General features: G+C 60.9%; 10 protein-coding genes. 7 read left to right on the top strand and 3 right to left on the bottom strand.

Features of this window, described 5'->3' with window-relative positions:
* The first annotated feature begins 48 nt into the window (after positions 1-48).
* Positions 49-1,071 carry a zinc-dependent alcohol dehydrogenase family protein gene (locus IFT47_RS18665; protein ID WP_192173642.1) on the top strand — a complete coding sequence of 341 codons (1,023 nt, stop codon included), beginning with the start codon at positions 49-51 and terminating at the stop codon, positions 1,069-1,071.
* A 247-nt stretch (positions 1,072-1,318) separates the two neighbouring features.
* Here IFT47_RS18665 and IFT47_RS18660 read toward each other — a convergent pair whose 3' ends face one another.
* On the bottom strand, positions 1,319-1,507 hold the full coding sequence (locus IFT47_RS18660; protein ID WP_192173643.1) for a hypothetical protein: 189 nt from the start codon (positions 1,505-1,507) through the stop codon (positions 1,319-1,321).
* A gap of 87 nt (positions 1,508-1,594) precedes the next feature.
* Here IFT47_RS18660 and IFT47_RS18655 point away from each other — a divergent pair, with 87 nt between their 5' ends.
* The 4 genes from IFT47_RS18655 (at position 1,595) to pgm (ending at position 9,301) form a co-directional block, all read left to right on the top strand.
* Positions 1,595-3,097, top strand: coding sequence for a hypothetical protein (locus IFT47_RS18655; protein ID WP_192173644.1), 1,503 nt, complete (start codon positions 1,595-1,597; stop codon positions 3,095-3,097).
* A gap of 101 nt (positions 3,098-3,198) precedes the next feature.
* Entirely contained in the window at positions 3,199-4,596 is a 1,398-nt protein-coding gene (locus IFT47_RS18650) for an aminotransferase-like domain-containing protein (protein ID WP_192173645.1), read from the top strand.
* 616 nt (positions 4,597-5,212) lie between these two features.
* On the top strand, positions 5,213-7,483 hold the full coding sequence (locus tag IFT47_RS18645) for an ATP-dependent DNA helicase (protein ID WP_407073246.1): 2,271 nt from the start codon (positions 5,213-5,215) through the stop codon (positions 7,481-7,483).
* 174 nt (positions 7,484-7,657) lie between these two features.
* Entirely contained in the window at positions 7,658-9,301 is a 1,644-nt protein-coding gene (pgm, locus tag IFT47_RS18640; protein WP_192173646.1) for a phosphoglucomutase (alpha-D-glucose-1,6-bisphosphate-dependent), read from the top strand.
* Between the two features lie 721 nt (positions 9,302-10,022).
* Here pgm and IFT47_RS18635 read toward each other — a convergent pair.
* Positions 10,023-10,718, bottom strand: a complete 696-nt coding sequence (locus IFT47_RS18635; RefSeq protein ID WP_192173647.1) for a pirin family protein — start codon at positions 10,716-10,718, stop codon at positions 10,023-10,025.
* Between the two features lie 382 nt (positions 10,719-11,100).
* Here IFT47_RS18635 and IFT47_RS18630 point away from each other — a divergent pair, with 382 nt between their 5' ends.
* Positions 11,101-13,554 (top strand): UvrD-helicase domain-containing protein, encoded by a 2,454-nt coding sequence (locus IFT47_RS18630; protein ID WP_244655987.1) that lies wholly within the window; start codon positions 11,101-11,103, stop codon positions 13,552-13,554.
* Here IFT47_RS18630 and IFT47_RS18625 read toward each other — a convergent pair.
* Positions 13,541-13,804 carry a DUF1652 domain-containing protein gene (locus tag IFT47_RS18625; protein WP_197983975.1) on the bottom strand — a complete coding sequence of 88 codons (264 nt, stop codon included), beginning with the start codon at positions 13,802-13,804 and terminating at the stop codon, positions 13,541-13,543. The two genes, IFT47_RS18630 and IFT47_RS18625, sit on opposite strands and share 14 nt — an antisense overlap.
* Positions 13,805-14,213: 409 nt before the next feature.
* On the opposite strand from IFT47_RS18625, the gene IFT47_RS18620 reads away from it, so the two are divergent.
* Positions 14,214-15,839, top strand: coding sequence for a methyl-accepting chemotaxis protein (locus tag IFT47_RS18620; protein WP_192173649.1), 1,626 nt, complete (start codon positions 14,214-14,216; stop codon positions 15,837-15,839).
* Positions 15,840-16,187: the final 348 nt, after the last annotated feature.

Genomic DNA, 16,187 nt, shown 5'->3' with positions numbered 1-16,187 from the left:
CGCCCGGATAGAGTTCATGGCATCAAGGTTCATAAGGCGAGGTTCGAAATGTCCCGCACGATCCGTTTTCATCAGTTCGGTCCGGCCGAGGTGCTCAAAGTAGAAGAGCTGCCGGTCGCGTTGCCTGCACCCGGTGAGGTGCAAGTGCGCGTCCAGGCGATCGGCGTCACCTGGTACGACGTGCTGTGGCGACAAAATCTGGCTTCATCCCAGGCTCGCCTGCCGGCCGGTCTGGGCTCCGAAATGGCGGGCGTCATTACCGCCATTGGCGATGGCGTAACCGATCTGAAAGTCGGCGACAAGGTTGCCAGCTTCCCTTCGGCTGACGTCAATGTGTACCCGGTCTACGGCGAGTTGATCCTGTTGCCTCGCACCTCCGTGACTCATTACCCGGACGTGCTGACGCCCAATCAGGCGGCCGTTCACTACACGCCGATGCTGGTGGCGTACTTTGCTTTCGTTGAACTGGCACGGTCCAAACCCGGGCAAACGGCGCTGGTCACCGATGCCAGCCACTGCGCGGGCCCTGCGTTTCTGCAACTGGGCAAGGCGCTCGGCATCAAGGTGATTGCCGCGACCAAGACCGACGCGTGCCGCGAATACCTGCTGAAAATGGGTGCGGACAAGGTGATCGTCACCGAGGAAGAGGATCTGCTTCTGACGATCAACCGCTACACCGACAACCGCGGCGTGGACATTGTCCTCGACGGTCTGGGCGGTCCGCAGATGTCGATCCTGGGTGATGTGCTGGCGCCACGTGGCAGCCTGATTCTCTATGGCCTGCAAGGCGGCAACCAGACGCCATTCCCGGCGTGTGCAGCGTTCCAGAAGAACATTCAGTTCTTTGTCCACTGCGTTGGCAACTTCACCGGCAAGCCTGAACTGGGCATCAAGCAGGACGAAGAAGCGATCAAGCGTGCATTGCGCGACATCAACCAGATGACGGCAGATGGCATGCTGGTGCCGCAGATCACCAAGGTGTTCCCCTTCGATCAACTGGTCGAGGCGCACCGTTTGATGGACGGTTGCCCAGTGGGCGGTCGCGTAGTGGTTGAGGTTGATCCATCCTGAGTGCAGACCATCGCGCTCATTGAATGCTCGACGCTTTTGACCTGGCGTCGGGATTGAGGTGTCGGAGACCGGGTTCCAGGTATCCGCCCTGTCAGTCACGGGTCACGTTGTATCACTCAAGCCTTCCCGAATGTTCTGGAAGGCTTTTTTGTTTATTGGATGTTTAATTGAATGATCAATCCGCCAAGTGTGTGTGGTTGATAAGTCTTTTCGAGTCAATGGACTGTTCGTTTTAATAAACTCTTATTTAAACATCCTCGTTTAATGCCTGTTCGGATTTGTCGAAAAGAGAACCTTCACGTGTCGGCAGTAGCTGGCTTGTAATTGTTTCGCATGCGTCGATAATAGTTTCAATAATTACATGCTCAAGGAACGAGTCGATGCCTGTTGACCTGCCGCCCTCTGCTTTGCCTGATAACCGGCCCGCTGCACTCATGACTATCGGGACTCCCTCATGTATGGATATCAAGCCAACAATAGGGAACAGTGTTGCCGCGCTGATCAGTCGTCGGGTATTGAACCCATGAGTTCAATGCACGAACAAGCCATGAACTACGTCTATCAGCAAGTGCTGCAGCGCCTGTCGGGTTATTTGAATCGCAACGAACGAACCGCGCTTCAGTTATTGATCCAGCGTTTGATCGCCGCTGCGGGCGGCATAGACAGGATCGGCGGCTATAAAGTGCTGGTGGCATTCAGCGGCGGCAAGGACAGCGCCTATACCGTGGCCATGTTGCGTGCCGCTCAACTGAGCATCGCCGCACGGGGGCCGGCAACGTTCAGGCTGCGGGTGGCCAATATGCGCCATGCAGGTATTACTTCGGCGGTGATGGGCAACATCGACCGCTGTTATTCGGCGCTGTTTCTGCACGACGACCCGAGGGTCGAGCTGTTGGTGATCGATCACCAGTACGTGCAGATTTTCGAGCCCGATTTGCCTTTTTCGACCGCGGGTCGTGAGCAGAATCGCTCCGACGTGCTGCTGGGCGGGCATCTGACGGCTGGCGATGCGCGGACTACCTTCTGCAACAGCTGCTACCTGCGCATGGCGGACTTCATGGTTCGCGCTGCTTGTTGGGGTGGCGGGGTGAATGCGGTCATCAGCGGCGACTCGCTCAAGGAGCAGAAGCAATACGCGACGTGGATCATGCGTCTGGCGCGCCATGGCGGGCAGAAAATCGAGCCCTGGCACACCTTGGGTTTCAGCGGGGCATTAAGCGTCATCGACAGTGTCGGGCGCGCCTATTACGAGGAGCTGTACGGCGAGTCGGCGGAAGCGTCGGGCTGCTGCCGGCCCCCGGTCTACCCGAATAGAACCATTGCCCCGACCTTGCTGACCGCCGCGGACCTCATCGGCTTTCGCACGGAGGAACACTGGGGGCTGCTCACTGATTTTCTGGGGTTTCGCTTTGATGACCTGGCGTTCAGCTTCAGTGAATCGGACTGCGCCAATCCACTGCTGATGGCCCATCTGCGCGGGCTCAAGGCCGAATTCATTGAAGGGCGTGCCTACAGCGATGGCATCGCTGAGTACCTGGAGCTGGCGGCGGCCATGATGCGCCGCAAACGCATGCCTGCCCGATTGATCGCCCAGGCGCTGTCCGCCTACGACAGCCCGGAAAAAATCGACGATCGCCGGCAGCTTGCCGAAGGCTACGGTCAGGAGGCTTTCGGCCTGGGCGAGACCCAATGGGTGTGCCTGCTGTTTTCACCCTTTGTGGACGCCGGCGCACGGCTCGAGGATTTCCTGCGCCGCTATCACCCCGGCATGCTGGTGGGGCTCAGTGATCTGCACAAGACCCTCGCCGGGCAACTCGTCCCGGACCTGGTGCCGCACTGGCTGGTGGAGGTCAGTGGCCTGAGCCTGAAGGGGCTGCAATCGCTCTACGCCAAGCGCCATGTGGACTTCAACGACGACCGTTCGATCATCGCCCGGGTCCGCGCCAGCGATCCCGACAAGCGCCGGGTGGCGACGGTCGATCCGCACACCGGCGCCCTGACCACGGAACTGATTTCGGGGCGTTGAACGCTGCGAGGTGAACTGACGCGACGTGCTGCGTTGAGCCTCGGGTGGTCGACGGGCGCTTTCTCAATGACCCTGCGCCTGGCGCACGGAAGGGGTGCTCGATGAATAACAACAAGACTGACTTTGCCTATCAGATGGTGTACCGCTACCTGCTCAGGCTGACCAACGAACTGTCCGCCGGACCGGCCGTGCGCTTGCCCTCGTTGCGGCTCCTGGCGCGGCGGCTGCGGGTGTCGATTTCCACGGTGCAAAACGCTTATAGCCTGCTCGAAAAAGAAGGGCGCATCTGCTCCGTGCCCAAGTCCGGTTATTTCGCGCTGCCCAACCCCTGCAACGACATGCCGCTGGAAGGCGATGACGTCTTCACGCGTTTTCATGCCAGCGCCCGGCGCCCGGACATGTTCGTCTTCGGCGCCGACGAGCCGACGCTGTTGCTGTCGCTTCACGGCGCGTTGTTGAGCGTTGAGCGCGACCTCATGCGTCACTATCCCTGCCAGCCCGACCCGCGTTTTCAGCCCTTCGGTGATGTCGAGTTGCGCACGGCGCTGGCCGGCCACTACACCTCGTCCACCGAGCATTGCTGGCACCCGGACAACGTGTTCATCGGGCCGGACAAGACCGGCGTGCTGAAGACGGTGATTGAAGCGCTGCAGCTGCGCGACGGCGCCGTGCTGGTGGAGTCGCCGTGCGGCTGGAGCATCCTGCGCACGCTGCAGACGTACGGGATTCGGGTGATTGAAGTCTGCACCGACGCCCAGGGGGCAATCGACGTCGATGAGCTGAGCGCGGTGATCCAGCGGGAAGCGGTGAAGATGGCGATTGTGTCGTCGCAGATGGACCCGATTCGCGGGCAATTGATGCCTTCCGCCCAGCGGGCGCGGTTGGCGGAGGTGTTGAATCTGCATGGGTTGTGGGTGCTGGAGAACGATACCCATGGGGCCCTGTGTTTCGAGGAGGACCGTTCGCCGTTCCGGGATTTGATTGATCCGGAGCGGCTGCTGGTGGTGGGTGCGTTTGACAAGATGATCGGGTTGGAGGCGCCGTTCGGGTATTTGTTGAGCCGGCATTCGCGGGCGCTGTTGCATCAGCAGTGGGTGTTGCGTTCGTTCCGTTTGCCGCCGGTTCGGCAGAAGGCGATTGCGCGGTTGTATGCGTCGGGGCAGCTTGATCGGCACATGCGGGAGTTGCGTGGCTGTCTTGAGCAGCGGGTCGGTGAGTTGGCAAGCGGGGTGGAGGCGTATCTGGGGGATGAGGTGGCGTTTGTGCGTCCTCGGGGTGGTGCTTCCCTCTGGCTGGAGAGTGTGCATCGGGTGGATACGGCGCGGGTGTTCAATCGGTTGCTGGAGCAGCGGATTGTGGTGGCGCCGGGGGAGTTGTTCAGTGTACGGGGGTTGCATCAGCAGTGTGTGCGGATCAGCGGGACGGTGGATTGGGATCAGAATATTGAGTCGATGCTGGTGGTTGTTCGCAATGCGTTGGTCCAAGAGCGGCTTGTTTAACGGTGCGGCTTATGCAGATCAAGATCAAAATCAAGGGCGTCGGCCTAACGGCCTCGGTTTCGCCTTCGGCGAGTTACTTGGAAAAGCACCCCAAGTAACCAAGGGTGCTTGCTCCTGGTTGGGCCCCTCGTACCTCGGGGTTCCTTCACTCCGGTCTCGCTCCGTGGGCCCGCCGCCATCCGCCATCCATGGCGGGGGGCGGCTCTCGCGGCATCCATGCCGCTCGGCCCACGGAGCGAGACCTGCGTTCAGCCTGCACCAATGTCGCGATTGGTGGCGTCTGGGATCTTTGCGTATGAAGATCAAGAGCAGATCAAAAGCTTCCCTGGTAGGACCGGCTTCAGCCGGGAAGAGGCCGGTAGGTGCGCCATCACTTATGATTGTTAAAACCAGCTTCAGACTGCACCCGTTGATCGTCCCCACGCTCTGCGTGGGTATGCATCCCCTGGCGCTCTGCGCCGAAATCTGTCCGCCAATCCATTTCCGTTTGCCTCGATGGCGTTGAGCTGTTATCTGTACGTCCGTCCAGTGTTCCGATCGACGGCCAGCCTTTTCAGTGACTTCCATTTCCGCTCTTTCCCCCGATACCTGCGCAGCTCCTGTCGAGCCTGTGGCGGTGGCGGCTGGCGATCCGGAAACGGGTTACCGGGTGGCGGTGCGGGAGTTGTGTGAGTTTACGGCGAAGGCGGGGGATCTGGATTTGCGGTTTACGCCGTCGCCCACGGCGCAGGAAGGGATTGCCGGGCATCGGACGGTGGCAGCACGGCGGGGGCCGCAGTATCAGGCCGAGGTGGCGTTGAGCGGGGTGTTTCATGAGCTGAGGATTCGGGGCAGGGCGGATGGCTACGATGCCGCGCTGAACCAGCTCGAGGAGATCAAGACCTACCGCGGCGACCTGAGCAGTCTGCCCGCCAACCACCGGCAGCTGCACTGGGCCCAGGCGAAGGTGTATGGCTGGCTGCTGTGCCAGCAGTTGCAGCTGGCCGAGGTCAATCTGGCGCTGGTGTACTTCAACATCATCAGTGAGCAGGAAACCCTCATTCAGCAGCGTTTCACGGCAGCCGAGTTACAGGGGTTTTTCGAAACTCAGGCCGGCATCTTCCTGCAGTGGGCGCGGCAGGAATTGGCCCATCGCGACGCCCGCGACCATGGGCTCAGCGCTCTGAAGTTTCCCCACGCCGATTTCCGCACCGGGCAGCGGGCGTTGGCCGAGTCGGTGTACAAGGCGGTCAGCACCGGGCGCTGTTTGATGGCCCAGGCGCCCACCGGCATTGGCAAGACCATCGGCACGGTGTTCCCGATGCTCAAAGCCGCGCCGACACGCAAGCTGGACAAGGTGTTTTTCCTCACCGCCAAGACCCCGGGACGCAAACTGGCGCTGGATGCCCTGAGTGTGATTGGTCGAAGCGCGCCGGAGCTGAGCCTGCGTGTGCTGGAGATGGTCGCCCGGGACAAGGCCTGCGAATACCCGGACAAAGCATGCAACGGGGACTCATGCCCGCTCGCCAAAGGTTTTTACGACCGGCTGCCGGCGGCGCGCAGCGAGGCGATGATCAAGCCGTGGCTCGATCAGGCGGGCGTGCGTGAGGTCGCGCTGGGCCATCAGGTCTGCCCGTATTACCTGAGCCAGGAGCTGGCGCGCTGGTCGGACGTGGTGATCGCCGACTACAACTATTATTTCGACCTCAGCGGCATGCTGTTCGGGCTCAGCCAGTTCAATCAGTGGCGGGTCGCGGTGCTGGTGGACGAGGCGCACAACATGGTCGAGCGGGCACGGTCGATGTACAGCGCGACCCTCGATCAGCACAGCATGAATCAGGTGCGGCAGAGCGCGCCGGAGCCGGTGAAAAAGGCCTTGCAGCGGCTCAACCGCGACTGGAATGCCCTGCACAAGGAACAAGTCGCCCCTTACCAGGCCTACGCCGCCACGCCGGCCAAGTTTCTCAACAGCCTCAATCTGTGCATCACCGCGTTCGGTGATTATTTCAACGAGCACCCCCATGCGGCCAACGGCGAGCTGCAGAGTTTCTATTTCGAGGCGATCCAGTTCGGTCGCATTGCCGAGCTGTTCGATGAGCACTTCCTGTTCGATATCAGCAAGCGTGAACTGGGCAGCAAGTCGCTGTCCCGGCTGTGCCTGCGCAATGTCGTGCCCGCGGGTTTTGTGCGTCCGCGCCTGACCGCTGCGATCAGTGCGGTGCTGTTTTCCGCGACCCTCAATCCACGGCATTTTTACCGTGACTTGCTGGGTCTGCCCGACACCACGGCATGGGTCGACGTCGAGTCGCCGTTTCAACGCTCGCAGCTGGACGTCGAAATCGTCAGCCGCATCTCCACCCGCTACACCCATCGGCAGGCCTCGCTGGCGCCCATCGTCGAGCTGATGGCGCAGCAGTTCGAAGCGCGGCCGGGCAACTATCTGGCGTTCTTCAGCAGCTTCGATTACCTCCAGCAAGTCGCGGAGTTGATGGAGCGCAGCCACCCGGCTGTTCCTGTCTGGAAACAATCCCGGGGGATGGCCGAGGCCGAACGGCAGGCCTTTCTCGATCGCTTTACCCCGGCCAGTCAGGGCATCGGTTTTGCGGTGCTGGGCGGGGCGTTCGGCGAGGGCATCGACCTGCCGGGGGCTCGGTTGATCGGTGCGTTCATCGCCACCCTGGGCCTGGCGCAGATCAACCCGGTCAACGAGCAACTTAAACAGCGCATGAGCCTGTTGTTCGGCGCCGGTTACGACTACACCTATTTGTACCCCGGCATGCAGAAAGTGGTGCAGGCCGCCGGCCGGGTGATTCGGGGTGTTGAGGATCGCGGCGTGGTGGTGCTGATCGACGATCGCTTCGCCGAGCGCAAGATCCAGCAACTGTTACCGGCGTGGTGGCAGCTATGATGAGGGGCAGCTAATTGTCTCAAGGCGTTACGGATCGATAGCCGAGCGCCACGGTCCAACTGCCAGTAAACTGCCGCGTCACTGGCATTTCTGGCGGCGTTTCAGGGCGTTTCCCGCCTGGTCGGGACTTTTTCTTTTTGTCATTTCCCTATTTTTCATCCACGGAGGTTTCGCATGAGTATCAGTCCATTCGCGGGCAAACTGGCGCCTGCAGAATTGCTGGTCGATCTTCCTCGTCTGGTGACGGCCTATTACACCGGTCAGCCCGACGCGTCGGTGGCGACCCAGCGTGTTGCCTTCGGTACTTCCGGGCACCGCGGCAGTTCTTTCGAATTGAGCTTCAACGAGTGGCACGTGCTGGCCATCAGTCAGGCGATCTGCCTGTACCGCCAGGCCAACGGCATCGACGGCCCGCTGTTCCTCGGCGCCGACACTCACGCACTGTCGACCCCGGCGGCCGCTTCGGCGCTGGAAGTGCTGGCGGCCAACGGCGTCAACGTGATGATCTCCGAGGGTGACGAATACACCCCGACGCCGGCGATCTCCCACGCCATCATCTGCTACAACCGCGGGCGCACGACCGGTCTGGCCGACGGCATCGTCATCACGCCCTCGCACAACCCGCCGGAAAGCGGTGGCTTCAAGTACAACCCCACCAACGGCGGCCCGGCTGACTCGCACATTACCAAGTGGATCGAGAACAAAGCCAACGAATTGCTCGCCGAACGCATCGTCAACGTCCAGCGCATCACCCACGAAAAAGCCCTGCGCGCCGACACCACCCATCGCCATGACTACATCAACACGTACGTGGCTGACCTGAAAAACGTCATCGACATGGACGCCATTCGTGGCGCCAACCTGCACCTGGGCGTTGACCCGCTGGGCGGGGCGGGCGTGCGTTACTGGTCGGCCATCGGTGAGCACTACGGCCTGAATCTGGAAGTGGTAAACAAGTTCGTCGATCCGACCTTCCGCTTCATGAGCGTGGACTGGGACGGCAAGATCCGCATGGACCCGTCCTCCAATTTCGCGATGCAGAGCCTGATCGGTCTGAAGGACCGCTTCCAAGTGGCCTTCGCCTGCGACCCGGATCACGACCGTCACGGCATCGTCACGCCAACCGGCGGCCTGCTGGCGCCGAACAATTACCTGGCGGTGTCGATCGATTACCTGTTTCAGAACCGTCCTGACTGGCGCGCCGATGCGGCCGTCGGCAAGACCGTTGTCAGCAGCGGCATGATTGATCGCGTCACCCAGCGTCTGGGCCGCCGCTTGTACGAAGTGCCGGTGGGCTTCAAGTTCTTCGCCGAAGGGTTGTACGAAGGTTCGCTGGGCTTTGGCGGCGAGGAGAGTGCCGGTGCGTCGTTCCTGCGTCGCGACGGGACGGTCTGGACGACGGACAAGGATGGTTTGATCCCGGCATTGCTGGCCGCAGAAATCCGCGCGCGCAAAGGCCGTGACCCGAGCGAGATGTACAAGGCGTTGACCGATGAGTTGGGCGAACCAGTGTCGACCCGCGTCGAGGCGAAGGCCAACTTCGAGCAGAAGGCGCTGTTGAGCAAGCTGTCGCCGGAGCAGGTCACGTCGACGGAGCTGGCAGGGGAGAAGATTGAGAGCATCCTGAGCAAGGCGCCGGGCAATGATCAGGCGATTGGTGGCTTGAAGGTCATTACCGAGAACGGCTGGTTCGCTGCGCGGCCGTCGGGGACTGAGGATATCTACAAGATCTATGCGGAGAGCTTCAAAGGTGAGGAGCATCTGAAGCGTCTGGTGGCTGAGGCGCAGGTGCTTGTTGACGGCGCGATAGCGCCTTGACGCTTTTGCGTCGAGCCTGAGCTCGTGGTGCGGCTGAGAGAGTCTGCCTAACGGCAGACATTTCGCCTTCGGCGAGTTACTTGGAAAAGCACCCCAAGTAACCAAGGGTGCTTGCTCCTGGTTAGGTTCCTCCTTCGTCGGAATACCCTCACTTCGACGACACTCCGTGGGCCCGCGCCGAACGGACATCCATGTCCGCAACGGCGCTCTCGCCGCATCCATGCGGCTCGGCCCACTCCGCGTCGTCTGCGCTCGGCCTGCACCCAAGTCGCGATTTGTGCTGTCTGGACTACCGCGTAGAAGATCAACAGCAACAGCAACAGCAACAGCAAAAGCTTCCCGGCTAAAGCCGGTCCTACAGTCAGCGCCAATTCCACTGATTGCACGCGTTGCTTTTGTGGGACCGGCTTTAGCCGGGAAGCCCTTGATCTGCTCTTGATCTTCATCCACAAGAATTCCAGACGACATCAATCGCGACTTGGGTGCAGGCTGAACGCAGGTCTCGCGCAGTGGGTCGAGCCGCATGGATGCGGCGAGAGCGCCGTCAGGACATGGATGTCCGTTCGGCGCGGGCCCACGGAGCGGGACCGGAGTGAAGGAACCCCGAGGTACGAGGGGCCTAACCAAGAGCAAGCACCCTTGGTTACTTGGGGTGCTTTTCCAAGTAACTCGCCGAAGGCGAAACGTCTGCCCCCAGGCAGACGCTCTTGATCTACCGCTTCTAAGCGACATCGACCAACACGATCTCGCTGTCTTCGAGGGCCGTCACCCGCAACACACGCTCATCCTCAACCGCCACACCATCCCGCGCTTCGGCACGCAGACCGTTGACCTCAATGACGCCCGTCGCAGGCACCAGATACGCCCGACGGCCTGCATCCAGCACGTACTCCGCCGTCTCACCGGCCTTCAGATTGGCAGCCACCAACCGGGCATTGGCCCGAATCCGCAACTCGATATCATCGTCCGCCTTGCCGCTCGCCAGGGTCACAAAACCCTCGCGGTCGCCTTTCGGGAATGGCTTGGCACCCCACGAAGGCGGAGCACCGACCTCGTCCGGCATGATCCAGATCTGGAAAATCCGCGTTTCCTTCGACTCCAGATTGTATTCACTGTGCGCCACGCCCGTGCCGGCACTCATCACCTGCACATCGCCCGCTTCGGTACGGCCACGGTTGCCCAGGCTGTCCTCGTGAGTGATTGCGCCCTCACGCACATAGGTAATGATCTCCATGTCCCGGTGCGGGTGACGCGGGAAGCCGGTGCCGGCTTCGATCACGTCATCGTTCCACACCCGCAGCTGGCCCCAGTTCATCCGGCTCTCGTCGTAGTAACTGGCGAACGAGAAATGGTGATGGGCATTCAGCCAGCCGTGGTCTGCGCCGCCAAGGGATTTGAAAGGTCGAAGTTGCAGCATGATCAGTTCCTCCGTAGCAGGGCCGGGCCTGTGGCAGGGCGCCGCTGGTGATGACTTGTCAGTCGATGGAGCAATGATCTATCAACTAAATATCGATAAAAAGCGTAAGTTCTGCATGAATGCGATCGGTTAATTCGATACGTAGGCCATCATGGGGCCTAGAAACACGCGGCCCTTTATCGGCTAACTCCCTGACCGCAAAGCATTTCACTGGAGCTGAAACGCGAATGGGGCGACCATAGGCGCCCTGTCGAAAACGCTGATACCCGGAGCCCGCGTGCCGCACGATTTTTCCGCCGAGCTACCCAACGAGCCAAACCAACTGCCTCCCGACCTGAATACCCCTGAACGCTTGCCGTTCTTCAAGCGGCTCGTTGCCCGCATGATGGGCAGCGGTTTGTCGCGCATGCAGGCGCAGCACGTGCCGTCGTGGCACCAGGGCCACGCCGATGGCTACCTCAACGGTCATGCCGAGGGCATGAACGAGGGTTACGCGGAAGGTCACCTGGATGGCATTGAAGAAGGCCGTCAGGTGCTGGTGATTCGCGACACCCGGCCCCTTGAGCACCGTGGTCCGAGGGTTGACGACCACCTGTTCGACGACTGGCGCCTGCCGCTGACCAACGAGCTGAAAAAGCGCATCAAGGCCGACGTCGCCGAGAAGCTGCCCGCTCACGCGCAACCCACCACTGCCCAGTGGAAGATGATTTTCAGCGACACGCCATCGACCTACGTGATTGCCGGCGCCGGGGCGGGCAAGTCGACGTCGCTGGTGTTGCGTGTGCTGTTGCTGAACCACTACCTGGGCTTTGAGCTGGACTCGATGACCGTAGTGACCTTCACCCGCGAGTCACGCAAGGATTTCATCAACAAACTCATCGAGATTATGGCGCTGTGGGGCCATGAGCTGACACTGCGTCAGGCCCGCGAGGTGGTGCGCACTTTCCATTCGCGGATCCTGCCGCTGGTGCGCAGCCTGCCGGGTTTCGAGCAATTGCAGGCCTTCGAGAACCTCAGCAGCCAGTCCGGCCAGCTGTTCGACGACAGCGCCGACAGCAACCCCTTCGACTTGCGCATCAATGACGCCCAGCGCCAACAGCTGAACCTGTGCTACCGGGATTTGTACGCCGCCAATCCGCGTTTTCGCGAGGTCATGGCGCCCCTGTACCGGCAGTCGCTGCAACTCAAGGAACTGGACCGCGATCACCCGGACGTGCAGAAGCGCATCACCGTGATGGGCCTGTCGTCCAAGCGCGACGAAGAGCTGTGCGACGTCATCGAAGACCTGTGGATTCGCGCTGGCGCGTGGCCGATTCAGGGCGTCGAGCCGATGCGCCAGACCGTCGAAGTCAGCGGCCTGACCTTCCACGTCCACGGTTATGCGGCCGAGCTGGATGCCTGGATTGTCCTGGGTTTCGACCCGAGCGAAGACCAGCACCTGCGCCGTCCGGACGCCAAGTTGCCGGTGTGGGCCGAGTGGGTGATCAAGCGCACCTTGTTTCAGGCGTTTTGCCGCAAGCCGGTCATCTGGCTGGAAAACTACCAGGCCTCGCGCGGCATGATGCAGTCGTTGTCCGGCGCGGCCGTGGCGGGGCCGGGGTTCGATTACAAAGTCAAAGGCGAGCTGAGCGCGGCGCCGTTGCTGGACTGTTTCGTCGCGGCCGCCAGCTTCATCGAAAACCTCGGGCTGGATGTGCCGGACGCCGTGGCGCAGATGAGCTTTTCGGATCAGGACCCCGACCGGTTTTTCTTCGAAGCGCTGAGCCTGTTCTGGAAGGCCTTCGAGAACCACCTGCTGGATCAATCACCGCCGGTGATGACCTACAACCGGATGTTTTCGCTGTTCGGTGAAAACTCGCCGGAAAACCTCAAGCTGGTCAGCGATGCCGGCCTGCGTCCGCTTTCGCATCTGATGATCGATGAGTTTCAGGATGTCTCGCCGCAAATCGTCTCGTGGATCCGCGCCAGTCTGCGGGAAATCCGCAGTCGCGGCCCGGCGCTGCATGTGGGCCGCGGTGCCCAGCGTTCATCGCTGCTGTGCGTCGGCGATGACTGGCAGTCGATCTACGGCTGGCGCGGCAGTTCGCCGAAATTCTTCATGGAGTTTCCCAAGGAGTTTTCCTCGCCCGCGACCACCAAGGTCATGCTCAGCGACAACTTCCGCAGCCATCAGCACATCATCGACGCCGCCGAGCACATCGTGCGTGCCGCGCCGGCGATCAGCGGCAAGAAGGCCCGCGCCAGCGGCCCGGTGCAGGAGCTGCTGCCGGTGACCGTGCTGGACCGCGACGATGAACGCTTGCTGGCCAGCCTGACCGAGCACTACCACGCCGGTGACTCGGTGCTGCTCTTGTACCGCAAAGGCAGCGAACGCAGCCGCTTGCCGGAAGCCTTGCAGGACCTTGCCGATGCCGATTACAGGCTGCCGCCTCAGGAACGTCGTCTGAAGCAACTGACCTATCACAGCGCCAAGGGCCTACAGGCCGACGCCGTGTTTCTGCTCGGGGATTGTCAGCATCTGACGCAGTCGCCGTACAAGAATCAGGTCTATCAGCTGGCCGGTCTGGGGCGGGAAGGGGATCTGGAAGCGTTCGACAACGCGCAGAAAGATGAGGTGTTACGCCTGGCCTATGTGGCGATCACCCGCGCCGTTCGCCACTGCTACTGGTTCATCGACGTTGCGGGCAATGACGACGGGAACATGCCGCGCGCCTCGGCACGGGTTGCAGGCGACAAGGCATTTTTCGACGATCGCCGAGGGGCTGCGGCACTCGCCACTCCACTCGGCGCATCCGTCGAACAGGGGCAGTACGCCCAGGTGGTCAGGCCCGATTGAGGTACAGAGAGCGCCTTGGAATGAAGGTCTCGACCTCCAGTTCAATGGCCTCGATGATGCGCTCCACGTCCGTCGCGTTCATCACGGTGGCGCAGGGAATGGCGGCGATGGCAATCACGGTCTCGCCGCTGGCCCGGTCAAAAAGACGGGCCACCATACTGCCGGGCGCGTCCATGTTGGCTTCGAAGCCCACCGGATGAAAATGCCAGCGCATCAGCTGGCAGGCGTTCGGGAATGTCACTTTGTTCATGGACCCACCTCGTTCAATCGAGCACTTCACAAGCTCCGCAGGGTAGGAAAACGGCAGGTCTGTTCAGGCCTCGGCAGCGATCGACACGTCGCGTGAGGAAGCCTGGCCCGCAGACCACGAGTCAGGTAAAGGTAGCACCGAGTTCTGACAGTGTCGGGAAATAAATCCTACACAATTGAGAATTTCATGTTTCGTTGATCTTTATCATGAATCGCTTATATGCGGATGCATGCTTGAACCAGCGCTGAATCGTTATAGCGATCTGAAAGCATCGTTAACGAGTTAGGTGGAAGAAATATATATCTCCAAATGCTCAAGGCGCCCGCATGAAAGTTGATGGGCGGCCGATAGCAGGGCGAGCGTCAATTAAAAGAATCGACGCAGCATCAGCCTTCCAGAGAGATCATCCATGTCGATAAGAAACATGAATATTGCGCCTCGCGCATTCCTGGGATTCGCGTTCATTGCCGCACTGGTCATTGGCTTGAGCGTTTTCTCGGTTCACAGGATGGCGCAGATACGCCAGACCGCCATCGACATGGAGTCCAATCAACTGCCGAGTATTGGTCATTTAAGTGGGATGCTGGAGAACAGCCTGCGCTTGCGCATCACCTCGTTTCGCACGCTGGTAAACCGAGAACCGACATCGCTACGCGAAACCGATGCGCGGATCGCCGAACTGATTGGTAAGTTGCAGACAGCCAAAAAAGCCTACGCCTCGCTCCCGGCCGAGGCTGATGAGCTGACCGTGTACAACCAGTTTGAAGCGACGCTGGCAACGTTCCTCGACATTCAGGCCAAAGTGCTGGACTTGTCGCATCAAGATAAGGTTGAGGACATGCGCGCATTGATCAATACCCGCATGAAAGAAGCCACTGACCTCATGGGTGTGCAGATCAACCAGTTGATCGCCCTGAACACGAAGAGCGCCACTGAAGCGGGAGAGATTTCCAGAGCGGAATATGAAAGCGCCAACCTGAGCATGATTGCTGTTTCAGTGGTTGCCGTCCTGCTCACCATCATGTTGGCGTGGTTGCTCACCCGAAGTATCGTCAACCCGATGACCCGAGCAGTTCGCGCCGCAGAAGAGATCTCATCGGGCGATCTGACCCGCCCCATCGAGGTCGACGGCAAGGACGAAGCGACTCAGTTGTTGCGCGCTCTGGCAACGATGCAGCGCAATCTGCGCCAGACCATCGAGCTGATTTCTGGCTCGTCCACCCAGCTGGCGTCGGCGGCTGAAGAGCTGAGCGCGGTGACAGAAGAGTCCTCGCGCGGTTTGCAGCAGCAGAACAACGAGATCGAGCAGGCGGCAACGGCAGTCAACGAGATGACTGCCGCCGTTGAGGAGGTCGCGCGCAACGCGGTGTCGACGTCCGAAGCGTCACAGCAGTCCAATCAGGCCGCACGTCAGGGGCGTGATCGGGTGGTCGAGACGGTGAAGTCGATTCAGGACATGACCCAGCAGATCCAGGCCACTTCCGGGTTGGTCGAAGGCCTGGCGGCCCAGGGCCGTGATATTGGCAAGGTGCTCGACGTGATTCGTTCGATCGCCGAGCAGACCAACCTGTTGGCGCTCAACGCCGCCATCGAGGCTGCGCGTGCGGGGGAGGCGGGTCGCGGGTTTGCCGTGGTTGCCGACGAAGTTCGCGCGCTGGCCCATCGCACCGCGCAGTCGACCACAGAAATTGAACAGATGGTTGCTGGCATTCAGACGCGTACCGGCGAGGCGGTGCACTCCATGTCGCGCAACACCGACAGCACCCGCACCACGCTGAGCCTGGCCAGCTCGGCGGGTGATGCACTGGAGTTGATCACTGAGGCCATTGCGCAGATCAACGAGCGCAACCTGGTGATCGCCAGTGCATCGGAGGAACAGGCGCAGGTGTCGAGGGAGGTGGACCGCAATCTGGTCAACATCCGCGACCTCGCCGCGCAGACGGCAGCGGGCGCGAACCAGACCAGCGCGGCCAGCCATGAGCTGTCGCGACTGGCGGTTGATCTGAAAGCAATGGTGGCTAAGTTTGTGATTTGACGAGTTAAGTCCGGGGTGCGCAAGTTTGAGGGGCTAACCCGATCCTGTGGGAGCCGAGCTTGCTCGCGAAGAGGCCAGTGAATCTGCTGGATTTCTGCGCGTAGAAATACCGCCTTCGTGAGCAAGCTCACTCCCACAAGTCCTGCGGCGTGCCCGAAATCTTGAGTTCACCTCAATTCTGTGGGAGCGAGCTTGCTCGCGAAGAGGCCAGTGAATCTGCTGAATTTCTGCGCGTAGAAATACCGCTTTCGCGAGCAAGCTCACTCCTACACGTCCTGCGGCGTGCCCAAGATCCTGAGTTCACCCCGGTCACCCCCCAGAGGTCCTGCGAGCTGGCTGATATCGCAA

Source organism: Pseudomonas sp. CFBP 13711, assembly GCF_014842265.1.
Taxonomy (GTDB): domain Bacteria; phylum Pseudomonadota; class Gammaproteobacteria; order Pseudomonadales; family Pseudomonadaceae; genus Aquipseudomonas.
Note: the sequence above shows the minus strand (reverse complement) of the source record. Positions and strands in the feature narration are given on the sequence as shown.